This window comes from Kurthia senegalensis, from assembly GCF_000285595.1.
GTDB lineage: Bacteria > Bacillota > Bacilli > Bacillales_A > Planococcaceae > Kurthia > Kurthia senegalensis.
Map to the genome: position 1 here is coordinate 26,246 of NZ_HE611073.1, position 20,543 is coordinate 46,788.

At 38.3% G+C, this 20,543-nt stretch carries 18 protein-coding genes, 1 pseudogene and 2 riboswitches; of the genes and pseudogenes, 15 read left to right on the forward strand and 4 right to left on the reverse strand.

The window, feature by feature from the left end; all coding sequences use genetic code 11:
- Both KSHG_RS17175 and KSHG_RS14890 read right to left on the reverse strand, forming a co-directional pair.
- Positions 1–774: ABC transporter permease (locus KSHG_RS17175; protein WP_010308947.1), on the reverse strand; the 774-nt coding region annotated here is incomplete at its 3' end.
- Positions 771–1,448, reverse strand: a complete 678-nt coding sequence (locus KSHG_RS14890; protein WP_042232317.1) for an ABC transporter ATP-binding protein — start codon at positions 1,446–1,448, stop codon at positions 771–773. The genes KSHG_RS17175 and KSHG_RS14890, both read right to left, overlap by 4 nt.
- Positions 1,449–1,546: 98 nt before the next feature.
- On the opposite strand from KSHG_RS14890, the gene KSHG_RS14900 reads away from it, so the two are divergent.
- From KSHG_RS14900 to guaA, 12 genes and pseudogenes are all read left to right on the forward strand, one after another.
- The gene (locus KSHG_RS14900) at positions 1,547–2,047 is read left to right on the forward strand and encodes a methylated-DNA--[protein]-cysteine S-methyltransferase (RefSeq protein ID WP_010308953.1); all 501 of its coding nucleotides are present in this window, start codon (positions 1,547–1,549) and stop codon (positions 2,045–2,047) included.
- A gap of 216 nt (positions 2,048–2,263) precedes the next feature.
- Positions 2,264–3,746: pseudogene (locus tag KSHG_RS17180) on the forward strand (nicotinate phosphoribosyltransferase).
- 2 nt (positions 3,747–3,748) lie between these two features.
- Positions 3,749–4,573 (forward strand): ammonia-dependent NAD(+) synthetase, encoded by an 825-nt coding sequence (nadE, locus tag KSHG_RS14910; RefSeq protein WP_010308957.1) that lies wholly within the window; start codon positions 3,749–3,751, stop codon positions 4,571–4,573.
- Positions 4,574–4,754: 181 nt separating this feature from the next.
- Entirely contained in the window at positions 4,755–5,306 is a 552-nt protein-coding gene (locus KSHG_RS17185; protein WP_010308960.1) for a nitrous oxide reductase accessory protein NosL, read from the forward strand.
- A gap of 50 nt (positions 5,307–5,356) precedes the next feature.
- Positions 5,357–6,640: a right-handed parallel beta-helix repeat-containing protein gene (locus KSHG_RS14920; protein WP_010308963.1), complete on the forward strand. Its 1,284-nt coding sequence runs from the start codon at positions 5,357–5,359 to the stop codon at positions 6,638–6,640.
- Positions 6,637–7,092 (forward strand): nitrous oxide reductase accessory protein NosL, encoded by a 456-nt coding sequence (locus tag KSHG_RS14925; protein ID WP_010308969.1) that lies wholly within the window; start codon positions 6,637–6,639, stop codon positions 7,090–7,092. The genes KSHG_RS14920 and KSHG_RS14925 overlap by 4 nt, the downstream gene beginning before the upstream one ends.
- On the forward strand, positions 7,092–7,898 hold the full coding sequence (locus KSHG_RS14930; RefSeq protein WP_010308972.1) for an ABC transporter permease: 807 nt from the start codon (positions 7,092–7,094) through the stop codon (positions 7,896–7,898). Before KSHG_RS14925 ends, KSHG_RS14930 begins: the two co-directional genes overlap by 1 nt.
- Positions 7,898–8,590: an ABC transporter ATP-binding protein gene (locus KSHG_RS14935; protein ID WP_010308975.1), complete on the forward strand. Its 693-nt coding sequence runs from the start codon at positions 7,898–7,900 to the stop codon at positions 8,588–8,590. The genes KSHG_RS14930 and KSHG_RS14935 overlap by 1 nt, the downstream gene beginning before the upstream one ends.
- A gap of 128 nt (positions 8,591–8,718) precedes the next feature.
- Entirely contained in the window at positions 8,719–9,669 is a 951-nt protein-coding gene (locus KSHG_RS14940; protein WP_026022629.1) for an AAA family ATPase, read from the forward strand.
- Positions 9,666–10,877 carry a DUF58 domain-containing protein gene (locus KSHG_RS14945; RefSeq protein ID WP_010308981.1) on the forward strand — a complete coding sequence of 404 codons (1,212 nt, stop codon included), beginning with the start codon at positions 9,666–9,668 and terminating at the stop codon, positions 10,875–10,877. The genes KSHG_RS14940 and KSHG_RS14945 overlap by 4 nt, the downstream gene beginning before the upstream one ends.
- A complete protein-coding gene (locus KSHG_RS14950) occupies positions 10,874–13,057 on the forward strand; it encodes a transglutaminase domain-containing protein (protein WP_010308985.1) in 2,184 nt (727 codons plus the stop codon). Before KSHG_RS14945 ends, KSHG_RS14950 begins: the two co-directional genes overlap by 4 nt.
- A 34-nt stretch (positions 13,058–13,091) precedes the next feature.
- Positions 13,092–13,193, forward strand: a riboswitch (purine riboswitch).
- 141 nt (positions 13,194–13,334) lie between these two features.
- Positions 13,335–14,888 carry a glutamine-hydrolyzing GMP synthase gene (gene guaA / locus KSHG_RS14955; RefSeq protein WP_010308989.1) on the forward strand — a complete coding sequence of 518 codons (1,554 nt, stop codon included), beginning with the start codon at positions 13,335–13,337 and terminating at the stop codon, positions 14,886–14,888.
- 265 nt (positions 14,889–15,153) lie between these two features.
- Here guaA and KSHG_RS14960 read toward each other — a convergent pair whose 3' ends face one another.
- A complete protein-coding gene (locus tag KSHG_RS14960) occupies positions 15,154–15,453 on the reverse strand; it encodes a zinc ribbon domain-containing protein (protein ID WP_010308992.1) in 300 nt (99 codons plus the stop codon).
- A 651-nt stretch (positions 15,454–16,104) separates the two neighbouring features.
- On the opposite strand from KSHG_RS14960, the gene apf reads away from it, so the two are divergent.
- Positions 16,105–16,803 carry an aggregation-promoting factor gene (gene apf, locus KSHG_RS14965; RefSeq protein WP_010308995.1) on the forward strand — a complete coding sequence of 233 codons (699 nt, stop codon included), beginning with the start codon at positions 16,105–16,107 and terminating at the stop codon, positions 16,801–16,803.
- A 130-nt stretch (positions 16,804–16,933) separates the two neighbouring features.
- The gene (locus KSHG_RS14970; RefSeq protein ID WP_042232328.1) at positions 16,934–17,731 is read left to right on the forward strand and encodes an alpha/beta fold hydrolase; all 798 of its coding nucleotides are present in this window, start codon (positions 16,934–16,936) and stop codon (positions 17,729–17,731) included.
- 33 nt (positions 17,732–17,764) lie between these two features.
- Here the strand turns inward: KSHG_RS14970 and KSHG_RS14975 are convergent, their stop codons facing one another.
- Entirely contained in the window at positions 17,765–18,385 is a 621-nt protein-coding gene (locus KSHG_RS14975) for a pentapeptide repeat-containing protein (RefSeq protein WP_010309001.1), read from the reverse strand.
- A 189-nt stretch (positions 18,386–18,574) separates the two neighbouring features.
- Positions 18,575–18,676: riboswitch (purine riboswitch) on the forward strand.
- A gap of 97 nt (positions 18,677–18,773) precedes the next feature.
- Here KSHG_RS14975 and KSHG_RS14980 point away from each other — a divergent pair.
- The gene (locus tag KSHG_RS14980) at positions 18,774–20,087 is read left to right on the forward strand and encodes an NCS2 family permease (protein WP_010309005.1); all 1,314 of its coding nucleotides are present in this window, start codon (positions 18,774–18,776) and stop codon (positions 20,085–20,087) included.
- Positions 20,088–20,543: the final 456 nt, after the last annotated feature.

Consider the following 20,543-nt stretch of genomic DNA (forward strand, 5'->3'; position numbering starts at 1 on the left):
GCGACTTTTTATTGTTTGGAAAATTTTTTCTGTGAGAATTTGCATACGATGATTAAACAGCTGACGGTAGCTTAAATAGCCGAGTAAGACGCTCGATACAGAAGCAGTCGTTAAAAGGATAAATAAGACGAGTAGTTGAAACATAACCGCTTGTATTGGATCTGCTCCAGCGATAATTTGTCCGCTCATCATACCAGGTAACTGTACGAGACCAATTGTTTTTTGACTTTCAATCGTCGGTAGCATACTCGCTTTAATTGCGGATGTGAGTTGACGATGAATGGCTTGTTTCGGCGTGCCACCGAGCGATAAAATTAATTCTACTTCCGTTTCATGGGCATCGATTTCCGCAGTGAAGCGATTTAAAAATAAAATCGTTAATACCATCGAGTTTCCAATCGCCATACCACTAAGTGGAATAATATATTGTGCGGTCGCGGGAACGACGTGGAAGCCGAGCAAAATGCTCATGACAATGACTTCGATAATAAGGAGTGTTATCGCAATTTTCCACGTAATCCCATCAATTTGCGAACCTTTTTTACGAGCGTTTAACGTCGCTGTACCAATCATTAAAGCGACCATTAAAAAGATGTAAACGATATGTTGTTGATCGAAAATGAGTTGCAGAACGTATCCAATCGCAAGTAATTGAATGATAGAACGAACGGTCGCAATCGTCATATCTTTTCCGAGACCGAGATGAAGTGTTTTCGATAAGATGAGTGGAATGAGGACGAATAAAAGCGTAATCGCTAACGTTGCGAAACTCATAGTAACTCACCTCGCATAAATTGTTGGACGGCTTCATTTTCGGACGTTTCAAGTAAATGAATCGGACCCGATTCAATGAGTTCCCCTGCACGCAATAACCACATGTAATCCCCGATGCGCGTCGCTTGCTCTAAGTTATGCGTAATCCAAACAATCGTCATTCCTTCCGCTTTCATCGATTGAATCAACTGTTCAATTTCTTGTACAGCAAACGGATCGAGTGCCGACGTGATTTCATCTAATAATAAAACGTCCGGTTTATCGACGAGCGTGCGTGCGATGGATAGTTTTTGACGCTGTCCACCTGAGAGTTTTTGTACTTTTTTATGTAAAAAAGAGTGTGGTAATGAAACCATTTCAAGAAGATGATTTGCTTCATCTTCTGTTAATTTTCTTCCACGTAACGTACGAGGGAGGGCTAGGTTTTCAAAAACGCTGCCTTTAATCATCGGAGCGGCTTGAAGTGCTAGGCGAACGTGACGACGAAGTAAAATCGGGTCATAGGCATCTAGCTTTTTTTCGTTATATTGAATCGTACCAGCAGTTGGCGACAATAAATGATTGCAAAGTTTTAAAACGGTCGTTTTTCCAGAACCAGAAGGACCGAGAAGTGTAGTAATTTTTCCTTTTGGAAATTGTCCGCATATGTTTTTAAAATAGTGGTTTGTTGTAATGTAACGTGTACGTTGTCAAAAGTGAATGTAGATGTCATCGAACGCCTCCTTTGATATGATAACTGTACCATATTTAAATTAGAAAGAAGGGAACGACGATGGATTTTACAAAAGTGAACTTATTTGACGATACGATTTTTCTAGCAAGTACGGAGAGAGGGCTTTGTTACGTCGGAAATAATGAACAAGAGCTACAACAATTTGCTGAGAAAAAAGGAGCACTACTCATTGAAATGGTGAATGAGGAAAGCGAATACGCTACGCAATTTATAGCGTATGCAAAAGGTGAGCGTACGCAATTTGACGTGCCACTCGATGTGGAAGGAACAAACTTGCAACAACAAGTTTGGCAGGAATTGATGCGCATTCCATTCGGTGAACTACGCACGTATTCGCAAATTGCAGAAGCCATCGACCGCCCGACCGCTGTACGTGCTGTGGCGAATGCTATTGGACGCAATCCGGTACTCGTCGTCATCCCATGTCACCGTGTCATCGGAAAAAATGGGAAACTAACGGGATTCCGAAGTGGTATTCCACTGAAGAAAAAATTACTCGCTATTGAAAATATTACGCAGTACAAAGAGTTTGGTAAGTAAAAACGAACTTCTTTTCTAATGAGACGAGAAAGCAGTATAATAGACATGTGACAAGACATATGGCAAATAGAAGCAGTATGAGCCTAATTTTGGTATGATGTATTATACTGATTTACATAGGTATATATTAGAAAATTTAAAAGGACTATTAAAGGCGTAAATGGGGAACGTATTATATTAACGATGCTCTAAATAATTTGGAAGTGGGGATTAAATATGAAAACAATTTATCCAGACGACAGCCTAGCGTTACATACAGATTTATATCAAATTAACATGGCAGAAACGTATTGGGACGACGGAATCCACAATCGTAAAGCAATTTTCGAATTGTATTTCCGTAAACTACCTTTCGGAAACGGCTATGCCATTTTCGCAGGACTTGAACGCGTTCTAGATTACTTGAACAACTTTAAGTTTTCAGAATCAGATTTAGCTTATTTACGAGATGAAGTAGGCTATAAAGAAGATTTCATCGCATACTTACGCGACTTACGTTTTACTGGTGATGTGTATTCAATGGAAGAAGGAGAATTAGTATTCGGGAACGAACCGATTCTTCGCATTGAAGCACCTTTAGTAGAAGCACAATTAATAGAAACAGCCCTTCTTAACATTGTGAATTATCAAACGTTAATTGCAACAAAAGCGAGCCGCATTAAACACGTAGCAGGAAAAGATATCGTCATGGAATTCGGTACGCGTCGTGCGCAAGAAATGGATGCTGCAATTTGGGGTACACGTGCAGCGATAATCGGTGGATTTGATTCTACGAGTAACGTACGTGCAGGAAAATTATTTAACTTACCAGTTGCCGGCACACATGCACACTCGCTCGTTCAATCTTATCGTAATGACTACGATGCATTTCATGCATATGCACGTCGCCATAAAGATTGCGTCTTTTTAGTCGACACGTACGATACGTTAAAATCCGGTGTACCGATGGCAATTAAAGTAGCAAAAGAATTAGGCGATAAAATTAACTTTATCGGCGTTCGCTTAGATAGTGGGGATATCGCATTCCTATCGAAAGAAGCACGCAGAATGTTAGACGAAGCTGGATTCCCAGATGCTAAAATTGTCGTATCAAATGACTTAGATGAATATACGATGCTAAACTTACGTGCACAAAATGCGCGCGTTGACCTATGGGGAATTGGTACGAAAATTATTACAGCTTATGACCAACCAGCGTTAGGAGCCGTATACAAAATCGTTTCAATTGAAGACGAACAAGGCGTGATGCAAGATACGATTAAAATTTCAGCGAACGCTGAAAAAGTAACGACACCAGGTCGCAAAAAAATCTTCCGTATTATTGATTTAGAAAATCAAAAAGCGGAGGGCGACTACATTTGCATGTATGACGAAGATCCAAGTCATGAGGAACGTTTAAAAATGTTCCATCCCGTGCATACGTTCATTTCAAAATTCGTGACGAATTTTGAAGCACGTGATTTGCATAAAAAAAGTCGTAGAAAATGGGGAAGTTGTGTACGCATCTCCTTCTGTCGAAGAGATGAAACAATTTGCTTTCCGAAACTTAGACCAACTATGGGATGAATACAAACGTTCATTAAATCCAGAAGAATATCCAGTCGATTTAAGCCAAAAATGTTGGGATAACAAAATGAAAAATATTGAAGAAGTTAAAGAGATGGTCCAACGTACTGTTGAACAAAATGGAGGAAAGTAGTTATGACATTACAACAATCTATTATTGAAGAACTACGTGTACAGCCGACGATTGATCCAGAAGTAGAAGTTCGTCGTACAATCGATTTCTTAAAACAATATGCAAAAAAATATTCATTCGTAAAAGGATTCGTGCTAGGTATTTCAGGCGGTCAAGATTCTACTTTAGCAGGGAAGCTTGCTCAAATGGCTGTTGATGAACTGAATGAAGAAGTAGGCGAAGCGCGTTATTCATTTTGGGGCGTACGCTTGCCTTACGGTGTCCAAGCGGATGAGTCAGATTGTGAAGATGCCATTGCTTTTATTCAACCGACGAACGTATATACGGTCAACATTAAAGGTGCTGTCGATCAAAGTGTACGAGCATTAAGTGATGCAGGAATTGAATTGAGCGATTTTGTAAAAGGGAATGAAAAAGCACGCGAACGTATGAAAGTACAATTTGCGATTGCGGCTACAAACGGTGGTGTCGTTCTAGGAACAGACCATGCAGCCGAAGCGATTACCGGTTTCTATACGAAATTTGGAGACGGTGCAGCCGATTTAACGCCAATTTGGCGCTTGAACAAACGCCAAGGGAAAGCTATCTTAAAGCATTTAAACTGCCCTGCGCACTTATATGAGAAAAAACCAACAGCCGATTTAGAAGAAAATCGTCCTTCATTACCAGATGAAGTTGCTCTCGGTGTAACGTATGATCAAATTGACGACTATTTAGAAGGCAAAGCAATCGATGCTTCTGCCCAACAAATAATCGAAAACCATTATATGAAAACTGAACATAAACGTCATTTACCAATTACAGTATACGATGATTTTTGGAAATAATTGTAGCTTATAAAGAAAATACAAAGCACTTCGTAAGAGCTTATCTCTTTCGGAGTGCTTTTTATGTTGGGCATAAAAAGGTTTGCACATGAGTTACGGAAATAGTCAATTGGATTTCAAAAGGATTTCACAATTTCTACGTATACTGTAGCTAGATAGCAAATAGGAAGGAGCAAGTAAGATGAAAATTCAAGTAGGGGCAACGATGTTGATCGCAGGTGTATTGTTAGCGGGATGTGGAAATGAAGAAGGACAGCCGAGTGAAACGAAAAAGGTAGAACAAACAACGAAGACGGCGGACGTATTAAATCTTATTGACGGTCGATTAAAGGAACCGTCAAAAGAGGAACGATGTGCATTTTGTAATATGAAAGTATACCAAAAAGATACGGAGTTTGGGGCATTTGCGGCACAGGCAATTGATGCGTCCGGCCATAACTTATTTTTCGATGATGCGGGCTGCATGTTGAATTACGAACGTGAGCATGGCGTCACATTAGAAAAATTCGTACGAGATTATGACTCGAAAGAATGGATGAAATTAGACGATGCTAAAATTGTGAAAGCTTCTGTGAAAACACCGATGAATTATGGTTTTGCTTATTTCAAAAAAGAAGCAAATGCTCATAAGTTCATGGATCAATATGACGATGCTAAATTAGTTGCTGTTTCGGCAATTGATGAAGTAGCATCTGAAAAAATGAAGATGAAAATGAAGCAACATCACGAATAAATGACATTTAAAAAGTGAGTGATATGAAATTAGTACGGGAGGTTCGTCCGTTGAAAATACGCTTTTTATTCGTTTTCTTTTTAAGCTTAATTAGCTTTACAAGTATCGCACATGCCGATACACTCCAACAACAAATTGACAAAACACCAGCTGGTGGGACGTTGACATTATTTGACCGAGATTATATGGAAACAGCGGTTATTAAAAAGCCTATTACGATTGTCGGTGGAGAAAAAACAGTTCTCATGTCAGACAGTGAAAAGCCTGTATTAACGATAGAAAATACACAACAGGTGACATTGAAAGGGTTGCGTTTTTTACAATCAACATCAGCGGTTGCGGTTAAAAAATCGAAAAAAATTACATTAGATCAATTAGAAATGGTGCAAATGTTTAGTGGTGTGCAAGTGTACGATTCAGAGCAAGTGATGATTAAAGGGCTAACATTACGAGGTTTGGACGGGCAATATGCATCGAAAGGATATGGCTTAGCTGTTTACAGAAGTGAGCAAGTAACGTTGCAAAATAATAACGTGACACTCGTGCAAGATGCATATTATTTAGAGAAAACGAAAGATGTTATCGTGAAAAATAATGTAGCGACCGAAAGCCGATACGGACTTCATTTTATGTATGCAGATGGCATCAAAGCAGAGAACAATACGCTACAGCGAAATGTGACGGGGATTATGCTTATGTTAGCAAAAAATGCCACACTTCGTCATAACACGATTAGCATTCAATGGGACTGGAACTCGTCAGGTTTTACGTTATACAATGCTGAAAATATCGTGGCAGAGCATAACATATTTTCAGGTAATCGCACGGCTATTTTGAGCCAAACGCTAAAAAATGCGACGATTCGAAAGAACGTTTTTTCATCGAATCAAACGGCAATCGAATTTACAGCGTCAGATGAAGACAATGTCGTCACAGATAATGACTTCGTCGGCAATATTTTAAACATTCGTTCGGACGGTAGCGACAGCAAAATTCATCATAACTATTATGACGACTACGACGGAACAGATTTAGACGAGGACGGTATGGGCGATACGAAATATGTCGCCCTTCAAAGTTTTGGACAATGGATGGTACGAGAGCCCGCGTATCAATATTTTATCGAATCGCCATCTGTCGTGCTATTAAATCGAATGGACCAGCAGACGAATAAAGTAGAACAAAATCAGCTCGTTGACGACACACCTGTCATTAAGCCGACGAGTAATTTTAGTGAAAGGCAAAATACTATTCACATAGTGTCACTCTTATTTGGACTGCTTATGTTAGGTGGTGCCATTTATTTGTGGAGAAAGGGAGTAAGAATAGGATGAAAAAAACATGGACGGCTAGTTTGTTAATAGCGGCACTCATTTTACCAGGCTGTGGAAATAAACAATTTGAGGCACGTGGCATTAATTTTGCGACGGATATTTGTGCCATTTGTAATATGGGGATTTCACAAGAACCGTATGCGGGACAAGTAGCATTAGCGAACGGGGACTATGAAGTGTTTGATGATATTGGCTGTTTGATGACTTATTACAATAAGATGGACCAGAGCGATATTGGTGCAGCTTTCGTGAAAGACTATAGCGGAGATGATTGGGTACAAGTTGAAAAAGCGATTTTCGTTTCAGATGAAGCGATTGCTACACCGATGAGTTATGGTGTCATTGCTTTTCAAACGAAGGAAGAAGCCGAAGCGTATATAAAAAAAGAAGGTAAAGGGAATATCATTTCATTTGATGAAGTGAAGGCGATAGATTGGGGTGCGCACGCGTAATGGGCTTATTTATTCAAATGGAATGGAAGCAAATGCTACGCAGTCGATGGATGCAGCTCGTCGCACTCTTATTCGTCGTCATCTTTGCAGCAATTTCACTCATTCAACAAATGGCTTTACCGGTAGATGGCTTTACGCGTCAAATGGCGAGTTTTTTAAATTTATTATTATTTTTACTGCCATTATTCACGTTGACGATCGGAAGTATGAGCGTCGCAAGTGATATTGAATCAGGCTGGTATGCGTTATTAAAAACGTATCCGATGAGTATTTTTGGATATTTATGGAGCAAGTATGTCGCGATCGTTGCCTCGTTCTTACTCATTTTATTACTCGCATTCGGTATTGTTTTGACAATTTCAGGCATTACCGGTCAAATGCAGCTACCGGTTGTCTTCATCGTACTTTCTCTTTTTATGGTCGTTATTTTTTCAGCGCTTGCGGTATGTTGTGGTGTGCTTGCGAAAAATAGATTGCACGCTTTATCGTTATCGCTCGTCGTTTGGGCACTATGTCTTTTATTATTTTCATACGTATTAATGGCACTCGGTACAGTCGTGTCAGGTACGATGTTGAAATACGTAACAATCGTGATGATTCATTTGAATCCGGCGGAATGGCTGCGTTTTGGGTACTTCATGTTTTCTGGACAGACGACCGTACTCGGCCCAGCTTATTACGGATTTACGGAATTTTATTCATCGTTTTTCGGCTATTTTTTATTCGTCGTATTAAGTGGCTTGTGGGTCGTACTACCACTCAGCATTGCCAATTGGATTTTAAGTAAAAAAGGACGTGACGTATAATGGCATTAGTGACAGGAAAGAACATACGACGAATTTATACGAATGAACAAGGCTTGCGTCAAATTGATTTTACGTTAGAACAAGGACGTATTATTGCACTTGCTGGAGGAAATGGCGCTGGAAAATCGACGCTCATTCGTCTATTGATTGGTGAGGAAGAGGCCGATACAGGTGAATTTGTTTGGGACGGAGAGCGCTCGATTCGCTATATGCCAGACGATCTCCAATTCCCACTCGCGTTAACGGCAGAAGAAATTATTCGCTTGCTTGCTCAGTTGAAACAAATTCCGAAATCACGTTGTCAGGAAGTGTTAGAGCGTGTCGGACTATGGCAATTTCGAAAACAACGCGTTCGCCAATTTTCAAGAGGGATGAGGCAACGATTAAATTTAGCGCAAAGTTTATTAGGGAACGAACGATTATTAATTTTAGATGAGCCAACGAATGGGTTAGACCTTTTATGGATTGCGGAATTGAAACATATTTTACGTGCAGAAAAAGAAGCGGGCAAAACGATTTTATTTTCTACGCATTTGTTATCTTTTGCTGAAGAATTAGCAGACGATGTATTGTTATTACATGAAGGGGAAGTGTTTATGCACGGCCCATTAAATGACGTATTAAAGCAAGGACAGGTCGCACATTTAGAACAACTTTTCATGCAAAAGATGGGAAATGCTTTACCGTCTTAATAGCGTAAATAAAAACTCGGACATATGCGTTCGAGTTTTTTTCACTTCTATGCAATAGACAGTCGAAAGGAGAATGAACCGTTTCGACCATGCTATAATGAAAGCATTATGTAATATGGAGGATGACAATGGATACTCAAGTGAAGTTACGAGCAATTATTGAAAATATTGAAAAAGTGATGATTGGTAAAAAACACGTTGCTGAATTAAGCGTTGTCGCATTATTGGCACAAGGACATGTGTTACTAGAAGACGTACCGGGTGTCGGTAAAACGATGATGGTCCGCTCTTTAGCAAAATCCATCGGTGCTAGTTTTAAACGTATTCAATTTACACCAGACTTATTACCGTCAGACGTATTAGGTGTGTCGATTTACAATCCGAAAACGTTAGAGTTTGAATTTCGACCAGGGCCGTTAATGGGAAATATCGTTTTAGCGGATGAAATTAACCGTACATCGCCTAAAACACAAGCTGCTTTATTAGAAGGAATGGAAGAAGCTGCTGTGACAGTAGACGGTGAAACAATTGAAATTCCGAAGCCATTTTTCGTAATGGCTACGCAAAACCCGATTGAGTATGAAGGAACGTATCCACTACCTGAAGCGCAGTTAGACCGTTTCTTATTAAAATTGAAAATGGGGTATCCGGATATTTTAGATGAAATCGAAGTGCTACGCCGCGCAGAATCGAAAAAACCGATTGATACGTTAGAAGCAGTAGTTAGTTTAGAAGAGCTACTCCTCTTACAACAAGCGGTAAAAGATATTCACGTAGACGATTTAGTGAAACAATATATCGTCACATTAGCGCAAGCAACACGTCAGCATCCGTACGTTTATTTAGGTGCGAGTCCTCGTGGTTCCATCGCTCTTATGAAAGCAGCACAAGCTTATACATTATTAAAAGGGCGCACGTTTGTGACACCTGATGACATTCAATATTTAGCACCATTCGTTTTCTCACATCGCTTAATCTTGAAACCAGAAGCACGCTACGATCAAGTGACACCGGAAGAAATCGTCGGCCGCATCGTCATGGAGACAGCTGTACCGACACGAAAGTCTGAAGCTTTATGAGGAAACAATCTATTCGATTAAGCTCCTCGGCATTATTCCGCTTGCTTACTGTTTTTGCATTGTTAGCGGTTGCGTTGGGCTTTGCGATAATTCAAGGTAGTTTCGTCAGCTGGTTTATTTTTTACATGCTCGTTCCACCATTCATCTATTCTATTTTATTATGGTTCATTCCGATTAATCAGTTTGAGTTGGAAAGGCATACGGAAAATGTACGCTTGCATCAACATGATACGCTGACGATGCATGTGACATTAAAACGAAAAACGAGGTGGCCTCTTTTATATGTCATCGTAGAAGAAGTGTTACCGAAAGGTGTTTTCGATACGGTGGAACAACAAGAAACTCGTCGTCTCGTCAATGTCGGATTCCGTAAGCAACTTTCGTGGTCGTATTCGATTATGGATGTTCCGCGTGGAGAGCATCAACTCGTAGGTATGTACGTGACGGTGTCGGATTTTTTCGGTTGGGTGAAGAAGACGAAATTCGTTGAAGGGAAGCGAACAGTCCTCGTCTTTCCGACGACGCAACCACTCGTTTACAAAAAAATGTTCCGCTATCAAACGCAAGGAAGCTTAGCATCTGAACAACGTCGTTCGGATAATTCAAATGTCGTCGCAGGCATTCGAGATTATGAAGCGGGTGACCGGATGAATTGGATTCACTGGAAGAGCTTTGCGAAAACAGGAAAGTTACAAACGAAAGAATTTGAACCTCATAAAGATGATGAAACGTGGTTTTTATTAGACGTCGCACCGTCTTTATTGTTTGAATCAAAGATTTCCTTTGCTGCTTCTTTAATGGTTTCAGCGAGACGTCAATTTGAATCATTTAACTATATAAGCGCGTTACAAAAACCATTCGTATTCAAAAATATGCAGACGGATGAACAATTGCAACAAGTAATGGTTCACTTAGCCAGTTTGGAAGAAGCGGAAGTTCGTGTGAAAAGAACGTATGCATACGATCCACAACTACGCGGGGCAGCACTCATTTATTTTGTGACTGCTGAGTTGTCAAGCGATTGGGTAGAAGCGTTAAGCTTAGCAGCCAAATCGCCGAAAAATTGTGTCGTATTTCTTCTCGTTGATCCAACGAAAGTGCATCAAGCGACCGGTACGGAAAAGCTTGCCGCAAGTAGAGGCATGCGAATTATTTACGTTCCGACGAATCATTTTGCACGTGCATTTGAAGAAGGAGGGGTTCGATGAATCAATCAAAAGCGCTTCAGTGGACGAGTGTAACGATTTTATACGTACTCATGTTTTTACTAATGTATGAATGGCTCGTACCAATTGTCGACTTAACAGGGACAGGGCATTTCGGTCTTATTCTTTTCTTTGTCATCCTTTGTTTAGTGACGAATTTTATCACGTTTTGGCCCTCTTTTTGTAATGCCATTTTAAAAGCGGCTGTTGTTTTTTATAGTCTTTTTTATATTTATGGGAATTTGGACGCTGCTGCGATTCCGAATCTCGTAAGTGAATTAGTCATGAGCGTACCAGCTATTTTTACAGGTGATTTTGCAAATATCGCAGATAGTTTCAAAATGCTTATTTTCTTCGCTTTAATTTGGATGACGGTGTATTTAGTCCATCACTGGTTAACGATTAAACATACGATTTTTTTATTTTTATTTTTAACGGTCTTTTTCTTAGCCGCACTTGATACGTTTACAGAATACAATGCGAACGGTGCAATCGTCCGCGTTCTTTGTATCGGTCTTTTTTTAGCAGGTATGTTATTTATCGAAAAAGTGTTTATTCAGCACCATATGTATCCAACGTTATTACGTTATTTGAAATTGATTTTACCGTTACTTCTTATGATTGGTGTCAGTGCTGCATTTGCGTATGCGATGCCGAAAAAAGAACCGCTCGTCGATTTACCGAAACCGATTGAAAAGTTAGACGAACTCATTAAAAGTTGGATGACGCCTACAGGGAAAGTTGGTTACGTAGAAGATGATTCGAAGCTAGGCGGTAGTTTTGAAGAAGATCATACGAAAGTATTTCAAGTAGAGGCGAACAAAAATCAATATTTACGTGTCGACACGAAATACATTTATACCGGTAAAGGTTGGGAAAGAAAAGCAGGGGATGTGTACGTCACATCGTTTGATTATGACAAACAAGTACCGCTATCAATCAAACCTCACTCGAAAAAAAATACGAGTCAGATGAGCGTCCAATCATTTAAACAATATCAATTTGTCGTACAACCGTATGGCTTGTATACGATTGATAAAACGGACAGCAACAATCGTTTCTACGTCGAGTTAGATACGGAAAAAATACGTCCGACGAAAAATGAACAGAAAATTACGTTGAAAAAATATACGATGAGTTATTCTTCACCAACGTATAAGAAAAGCGTGCTAGATCACTCAAAAATGACCGATTTAGAAAAATTAGATTCTGCATACGATAAGTATTTACAACTTCCCGATGCATTGCCACAAAGAGTAGGGAAGCTGACGGATAAAATTGTAGAAGATGAGAAGAGCGTTTACGATAAAGCGAATGCTATCGAATCTTATTTCCGCGTGAATGGTTATTCGTATTCTCGCAAAAACGTACCATATCCATCAAAAGAACAAGATTATGTCGATCAGTTTTTATTCGATACGAAAGTCGGTTATTGCGATAACTTCTCGACAGCGATGGTTATCATGTTACGAACGCAAGGTATTCCCGCTCGTTGGGTGAAAGGTTTTTCTAACGGAGATGAAGTATCAAAAAATAAATTCACCGTTACGAACAACAATGCACACTCATGGGTAGAGGCATACATTCCAGGTGTCGGTTGGATGCAGTTTGAACCGACGATTGGTTTTAACGACTTTAATCAAATTATAGATGATACGAAAAAAGACAATTCTCCGAGCAATCAAACGGATACATCTACAGCGCCAAAAGATGAACCAGTTGCAGAGCAACAACCGAAAAAAGAGCAACAGCCAAATGTAAAAGAGAAAAAAGAACAGCAAAATCAAGCGAATGAAGCAGGAAGTAATACGTCTTCATCGAATAAATGGCTCTTGCCGGTAATTTGTATTGCTCTCGTTCTACTCGCTTACATCGTATGGCGCAGCCGTAGAAAATGGTTGCCTCGCTTGATGCTTTTGCGTTATCGCTCGAAAAAATCGGTTTCGATTGAGCAAGCGTACAATGATTTACTGCGCATGTTGGCATTAGTAAACTTGAAAAAACGCCAAGGAGAAACGTTGCAACAATTTGCGAAACGTGTCGACGGTCAGTTCGGTGAACAGCATATGCAACGCTTCACAGAACAATATGAACGACATGTGTATGACCCAGATACGAATTTTGTAGCGTGGGATGAATTAAAAGAAAGTTGGCAATATTTAATTAATAGCGTAATAGGTTGATTTTAAGCCAACGTAAATGTACACTTAGCACAACGAGTTATAATTAAATTCCCCTCATATATGTTCGATAATATGGATCGAATGTTTCTACCAAGTCACCGTAAACGACTTGACTATGAAGGTGAACGAAAGGCTTCTATTTATTTATATAAATAAAGTCTAGTATTTCACCTATCATTAGAGGCCGTGTAGAAACTATTTCATTTTTACACGGCCTTTTTGTAAAGTTTTTGGGGGGTTAATTATAAACAAAATATATTGAAGAGGTGGAAATAAGTTGTCAGCTAGTACACAACTAAAAGATCAAGAAAAAATTATCGTTCTTGATTTCGGTAGTCAATACAATCAATTAATTACACGTCGTATTCGTGAATTCGGTGTATTCAGTGAATTACACCCACATACAATTACTGCAGAAGAATTAAAAGACTTAAATGCAACAGGTATTATTTTCTCAGGTGGTCCAAACTCTGTTTATGACGACAATGCTTTCAAAATTGATGAAGCAATCTTCGAACTAGGTTTACCAATCTTAGGCATTTGCTATGGTATGCAATTAATGTCTCACACACTAGGTGGTAAAGTAGAAAAAGCAGCTCACCGTGAATATGGTAAAGCTGAAATTAAAGTGTTAGAAGATAACGCTTTATTCGCTGGCACACCAGAAGAGCAAGTTGTATGGATGAGCCACGGGGATTTAGTTACTGAAACACCAGAAGGTTTTACAACTATCGCAACGAGTACTTCTTGTCCAATCGCAGCAATGGCGAACGTTGAACGTAAATTCTACGCTGTACAATTCCACCCAGAAGTACGTCACTCTGTATATGGTAACGACTTACTTCGTCACTTCGCATTAGACATTTGTGGCTGTAAAGGCGACTGGTCAATGGCGAACTTCATCGAAATCGAAATCGAAAAAATTCGTGAACAAGTGGGCGATAAAAAAGTTCTTTGCGCACTTTCAGGTGGTGTTGATTCATCAGTAGTTGCTGTGTTAATCCACAAAGCAATCGGTGATCAATTAACGTGTATGTTCGTAGACCATAACTTAAACCGTAAAGGTGAAGTAGAACAAGTTATGAAAACTTTCACAGAAGACTTTGATATGAACTTAATCAAAATCGATGCACGTGATCGCTTCATGAATAAACTTAAAGGTGTTTCTGATCCAGAACAAAAACGTAAAATTATCGGTAACGAATTCATTTATGTATTCGATGAAGAATCTGCGAAGCTTAAAGATATGGACTTCTTAGCTCAAGGTACACTTTACACAGACATTATCGAATCTGGTACAGCAACAGCGCAAACAATCAAATCTCACCATAATGTTGGTGGTCTTCCAGAAGACATGAAATTTGAATTAATCGAACCACTTAATACATTATTCAAAGACGAAGTACGCGCACTAGGCTTAGAATTAGGCCTTCCAGAAGCAGTCGTATGGCGTCAACCATTCCCAGGTCCTGGTCTTGGTATCCGTGTACTTGGCGAAGTAACAGAAGATAAATTAGAAATCGTACGTAATGCTGACTTCATCTTACGTGAAGAAATCAAAAATGCCGGTCTTGACCGTGACATTTGGCAATACTTCTGCGTATTACCAGACATCCGTTCAGTAGGTGTTATGGGTGATGGACGTACGTATGACTACGCAATCGGTATCCGTGGGGTAACATCAATCGACGGTATGACATCTGACTGGGCTCGTATTCCTTACGACGTACTTGAAAAAATTTCAGTACGTATCGTAAACGAAGTAGACCACGTTAACCGCGTACTGTATGATATTACTTCTAAACCACCAGCAACGATTGAGTGGGAATAATAAATTAAAATGAAAAGAAGTCATGAATATTCATGACTTCTTTTTATTTTCTGCAAAATATATAATGATCTCGCTTAAAGTGAGGATGAAAGTAGCAAAAGGATCGTTTAAACTAACTAACAATCTAAAAAGAGCCACCGTGATTTTAAAACCATGGTGGCTCTTTCTAGTTGAGTAGGATTTGTTCCTAACTCTCTTTTTACTATTATATAGAAGAAACTCATTTTTCTATGAAAAAAAGTGGACTTTCTTCTATATAAAGAAGTTACACATCTGCTAACGAACTAACGAGCCCAAGAGCGAATGCTAAGATGTATACCACAACGACAACACCGATACCGATTAAACTAAATGTTAAAGCGGATTTGGCAGCAGCAGGTTTTTCATTCTTCCAAACGAAGTACATAATAATACCAAGAATCGGAATACAGCAAAGAGAAATAATGTTAATCCCCCAGTTTGGTTGATCGACACCTACTCCTGGTGCCTGTTTAATACGGACGCCACATTTTGGGCAGATTTCAGCATGTTCGCTAATTTCTGCGTGACAGTTAGGACATTGCATAGGAACGCCTCCTTTAAATGAAATAGATTAGACGGTGCAATTGGTGCACGATTTAATCAATAGAATCCATTTAAGTATACCCTTTGGAAAAATATGAGAAACCATAAATGTTAAAATGAGGTATTTTTGATTAAAAAAGAGAGAATAATAACAATTATTTGATAACGTGTATTCCGTCCATTTACTTTTAAGTAAAAGTACTCAAAATAAAGTAGTTTGAATTGAGAAATATAGATAAAAAATCATTATGTTAAGAACGTTTACCTAAAGAATATGGCATATAAAGGTAAAAATCGCTTAAAAATAAAGAAAAATGAAGTTTTTTGGTTTTTTAAAGTTTTTTGTAATATTACTTACTTCATAATTATCCCATTAATTATCTTTAAACGATAATAATTATTTAAATAAAGACTTAATTAGTCGGAATATTCTTTGTAATTTACAGTGTTTTGTAATATTACGATGCTCCATTAACATAAATGTAATATTTCCGTATTTTATGTCAAAGTTGAGCATGGTATTCTTATCTCAGCTTAAAAAGAGCAAGCGCAAAAATATAAGCGCAACGAATAAGCGTATATTTAATAACTTAGCAACTTTTTAAAAAACGTGAAAGTGACAAATATAAAAAAAGGTGGAAAATTATTTAATATGAAATCAATCAAAGCTTTAGTAGCCGGAACATCATTAGCCGTAGGAGTAGTAGCATTTGCAGGTGCATCAAGTGCAAGCGCACAAACAGCGTATACAGTTCAATCAGGAGACACTTTAGCAAAGATTTCTCAAAAATATGTTGGTGACTATTCTCTAGTAAATTCAATTGCGTCTGCAAACGGTATTGCAAACCCAAATATGATTTATGCTGGGAATCGAATCATTATTCCTTCTAAAGGTCAATCAGTAGCGAAAACAACTCAAGCGAGCACAGCTCAACAAACAACACAGCAAGCTAGCGCTTCTACAGCGTCAACATACAAAAAACCAGTTTACAAAAAACCAGTTTACAAAAAACCAGTTTATAAAAAACAAACAACTTATAAGAAATCTTACGCAAAACCAACATACAAAAAATCTTATGCAAAACCAGCGTCAGTAACTAAAACTGCTGCAACAACTACATCTGGATCTAATTCTGCAAAAGAATGGATTGCTAACAAAGAATCAAACGGTTCTTACTCAGCTCGTAGTGCAACAGGTAAATACATTGGCCGTTACCAATTAGATAAATCTTATTTAAAAGGTGACCACTCTGCTGCAAACCAAGAACGCGTTGCAAACAACTATGTTAAACAACGTTACGGTTCTTGGGAAAATGCAAAATCTTTCTGGGTTAAAAATGGCTGGTACTAGAAAGTAAGAACTTTATAAAAATAAACTATTTAAACCTGAGAGGATTGTCCTCTCAGGTTTTTTCGTCTAATCAAAAGGGTATTTGTAAATAAATTACTTTATATAGTAGGTGAATGGAATGGAGTTTTTGATGAATTATTTCGTGGCGAGTGATGAAGCAACGCTTGCTTACTTTGACAAAGGGGAAGGACAACCAATTATTTTACTTGCAGGTTATGGTCAAGGAGTGAAGTCTTGGTTCCATCAAGCAGAGGCATTGCTTGCACATGGAGGCTTGCGCGTGATTGGTTTAGATAGAAGACAACATGGTGCTTCTCAAAATGTTTTGCACGGACAACATATTGCACGCCACGGAGAAGATGTACATGACTTATTACAATTGCTCGATTTAGACGATGTAATTATGATTGGTCACTCACAAGGTGTATCTGTTATTTATGCGTACATGATGCTTCACGGTTCGAATCATGTACGTGCTATGCTTTCTGTTGACCAAACACCTAAGATGATTAATGATGCTTCATGGAAATACGGTATGTATGATGTGAAGCTAAGCAATATTGCAGACGTATTGAAACAACAATTACCGAAAGCGACTGTACATGAAATTGATATCGTCTTGAAACAAAAATTAGCGCAGTACGCAGAACAAGATCACGTATTCCAATTGAAAGATACGGCGGCTTTATTACAAAATCACTTATTCGAAGATTGGCGAGACGTTGTAGAGCGTGTTGACTGTCCCATTTTATTCGTCGGTTGTAAGCAAAGTCCTTATTGGTCCTATGAACATGCAGAACAAAGTGCGAAGTTAGCAAAATTAGGACATGCGTATATTTTTGAGAAAAGTGGTCACGTCCCACAATTAGAAGCACCCATCGAGTTTAATCAAATGATGTTGGCGTTTGTTGATCAATATGCACAATAAAAAAACGAATCCTAAAAAAGATTCGTTTTTTTATTATTTAATCGTAATGCCTAGAGAAGGGAGAAGTCCTGCTGCTTGATCATGACGAATCGTTAATCCTTTTATGCCAGGTCCATCTACTTGCAATGTATCGAATTCAGAAGTGGAAAAGTCAATTTCTTTTAGGGATGTTTCTAAAAAGTCGCTTTCATGCAATTCACAATACGAAAATTGTGTGTTGGCTAATGTAACGTAGCGGAAGAAACATTCTTTTAACTCGCTTTTTTCGAAAATAACGTCCTTCAACTTACTTTCTGAAAACTGACCGTAGTTGATGACGCAATCTAAATAATGCACATCTTTCATCGTCGTGTGTAAAAATTCTGTACCGAGTAATTTCACAGCGTTAAAGCCAGTTCGATAAAGCGCGCTATTGTGGAAAGGAATATTCGATAAGTCTCCTTTCGTGAATACGACATCGAGTAATTCGAAGTTAGAGAAGTCACAATCTAAAAATCGGCAATTCTCGAAACAAACGTCACTTATTCTTTCGGTTGAATCGTCCCACATGATGACGCAATCGATATAATGCGTATGTTCTTCAATATCGTTTAAAAAAACACGCTGATCGGTTATTGTCGTATTGATTTTAATCGGGTCTGTTTGAAAGTTCATTTGTGTTCCTCCTAAAGAAGAAAATAATATTTCTTTAAGTTGTACGTTCTTTTCCTACAAAAAGCAAGGAAAGTACATTGAAATATGGAAAAATTTCGACGAATTGCGTATTTACGAACTATAAACAATAAATTTTTTAAAATGTTCGGAAAAAATATTGAAACATTAAAAATAACATGGTATATTAGCACTGTAATTAAATAACGTCGTCGTATAAGGTCGAGAATATGGCTCGAAAGTTTCTACCAAATCACCGTAAATGATTTGACTACGATTGAAGAAGTAGCTTCTTCATTATCTGCATTTTGCAGAAATCGTTCGTGTGCGACCTATAAATAGGCTCGTGCACTTTTTTTGTTTCAGACGACACTCGGAGGAATTAATCATTATGAAAAAGTATTTCCTATTTGATGAACTCGGTACGAATTACCGTAAAGAAATCATTGGGGGCGTGACAACATTCTTAGCGATGGCTTACATTTTAGCTGTAAACCCAAATATGTTAGCAGAAGCCGGAATGGATAAAGGCGCAGTATTCGTAGCAACAGTTTTAGCAGCAATCGTCGGTTCGCTTATTATGGGGATATTAGCGAAATTCCCAATTGCGTTAGCACCGGGGATGGGATTAAATGCTTTCTTTGCATATGCAGTAGTTGGTACATACGGTTTGCCATGGCAAATTGGTTTAACAGGTGTATTTTTCTCAGGTCTTATTTTCATCGTTCTTTCTTTAACAGGTATTCGTGAAACAATTATTAATGCAATTCCACAACAATTAAAATACGCGGTATCAGCAGGTATCGGTTTATTTATCGCTTTCATCGGTTTACGTACATCAGGGATCATCGTTGCCGATAAGTCGACATTAGTAACATTAGGCAATTTAAAAGATGGTAGTGTACTACTTGCGATATTCGGCATCGTATTAGCAATTATTTTCTTAACGAAAAAAGTAAGTGCAGGTATTTTCTTTACAGTCGTGATTACAGCTGTTGTCGGTATGGTAACAGGTGTTATTAAAACCCCAGATACAATCGTATCTGCAATTCCGAGTGTAGCACCAACATTCGGTGTAGCGTTAGATCCGATTTTACATGATTTTGGTTCATTACTAAACTTGAACTTCTTAATTGTCGTATTAACGTTCCTATTTGTTGATTTCTTTGATACAGCAGGTACATTAATGGCTGTTGCTGATAAAGCAGGCTTAATTCGTAAAGATGGTACGATGCCACGTGCAGGTCGCGCATTAATGGCGGATGCACTCGGTACAACAATCGGTTCATTATTCGGTACATCAACAACGACTGCTTATGTAGAATCAACTTCTGGTGTTGCAGCAGGTGCGCGCTCAGGGTTCTCATCAATTATCGTTGCGATTTTATTCGGTCTATCATTATTCTTCTTCCCATTATTAGACGTATTAACGAGTGCGGTAACAGCACCAGCACTTGTGATGGTCGGTATTTTAATGGTATCGGCTTTACGCTTAATCGAATGGAATCAATTTGAAATTGCAGCTCCTGCATTTTTAACATTCTTTATGATGCCAATGAGTTCAAGTATCGCTTCTGGTATTGCATTAGGATTTATCTTCTATCCGATTACGATGTTGTTAGCAGGTCGTCGTAAAGAAATTCATCCATTAATGTACGTACTATTCGTCGTATTCATTCTGTATTTTGTTTTCGTAAGAAAATAATTCAATTACAACATTTAATAAAAGGGAAGGCATGATCAACATGCCTTCCCTTTTTTGTATGAAATAATGAGTTGTGAGATGTACTATATAGAAGAAAGTAGTATGTTGAAAATAAAAAACGACTGTGTAAATTGTTTATAATTGTTTTATGAAATAGCTTTTATGTGGATGGAATAGAGAATATCTTTAATATGCCGTGTATTTACAAAAGGATTTCTAATAAAAGATGAATTTGTTTGTTGACACATTATCGTTTCAGGCGTATAGTTAACAACGTTGACAAGCGAAGTTGATTAAAATATTAAAAAAGATGTTGACATTCACTTCATAAGTTGATATTATATAAAAGTTGTTTCCGAACGACAAACATCATAAAAACTTTTTTAAAAAGTTCTTGCTTTTTAAAAGTTATGATGATATAATAAATGAGTCGTTAATAACGACGTATGATGAACC

What these genes read in the sequence shown, in the direction of transcription:
- KSHG_RS14925 (WP_010308969.1), top strand. Translation starts at nt 6,637, where the DNA reads ATGAAAAAAACATGGACGGCTAGTTTGTTAATAGCGGCACTCATTTTA.
- KSHG_RS14930 (WP_010308972.1), top strand. Translation starts at nt 7,092, where the DNA reads ATGGGCTTATTTATTCAAATGGAATGGAAGCAAATGCTACGCAGTCGA.
- KSHG_RS14935 (WP_010308975.1), top strand. Translation starts at nt 7,898, where the DNA reads ATGGCATTAGTGACAGGAAAGAACATACGACGAATTTATACGAATGAA.
- KSHG_RS14980 (WP_010309005.1), top strand. Translation starts at nt 18,774, where the DNA reads ATGAAAAAGTATTTCCTATTTGATGAACTCGGTACGAATTACCGTAAA.
- nadE (WP_010308957.1), top strand. Translation starts at nt 3,749, where the DNA reads ATGACATTACAACAATCTATTATTGAAGAACTACGTGTACAGCCGACG.
- KSHG_RS14960 (WP_010308992.1), bottom strand. Translation starts at nt 15,453, where the DNA reads ATGCAATGTCCTAACTGTCACGCAGAAATTAGCGAACATGCTGAAATC.
- KSHG_RS14950 (WP_010308985.1), top strand. Translation starts at nt 10,874, where the DNA reads ATGAATCAATCAAAAGCGCTTCAGTGGACGAGTGTAACGATTTTATAC.
- KSHG_RS14975 (WP_010309001.1), bottom strand. Translation starts at nt 18,385, where the DNA reads ATGAACTTTCAAACAGACCCGATTAAAATCAATACGACAATAACCGAT.
- KSHG_RS14940 (WP_026022629.1), top strand. Translation starts at nt 8,719, where the DNA reads ATGGATACTCAAGTGAAGTTACGAGCAATTATTGAAAATATTGAAAAA.
- KSHG_RS14970 (WP_042232328.1), top strand. Translation starts at nt 16,934, where the DNA reads ATGAATTATTTCGTGGCGAGTGATGAAGCAACGCTTGCTTACTTTGAC.
- KSHG_RS14900 (WP_010308953.1), top strand. Translation starts at nt 1,547, where the DNA reads ATGGATTTTACAAAAGTGAACTTATTTGACGATACGATTTTTCTAGCA.
- KSHG_RS17185 (WP_010308960.1), top strand. Translation starts at nt 4,755, where the DNA reads ATGAAAATTCAAGTAGGGGCAACGATGTTGATCGCAGGTGTATTGTTA.
- apf (WP_010308995.1), top strand. Translation starts at nt 16,105, where the DNA reads ATGAAATCAATCAAAGCTTTAGTAGCCGGAACATCATTAGCCGTAGGA.
- KSHG_RS14945 (WP_010308981.1), top strand. Translation starts at nt 9,666, where the DNA reads ATGAGGAAACAATCTATTCGATTAAGCTCCTCGGCATTATTCCGCTTG.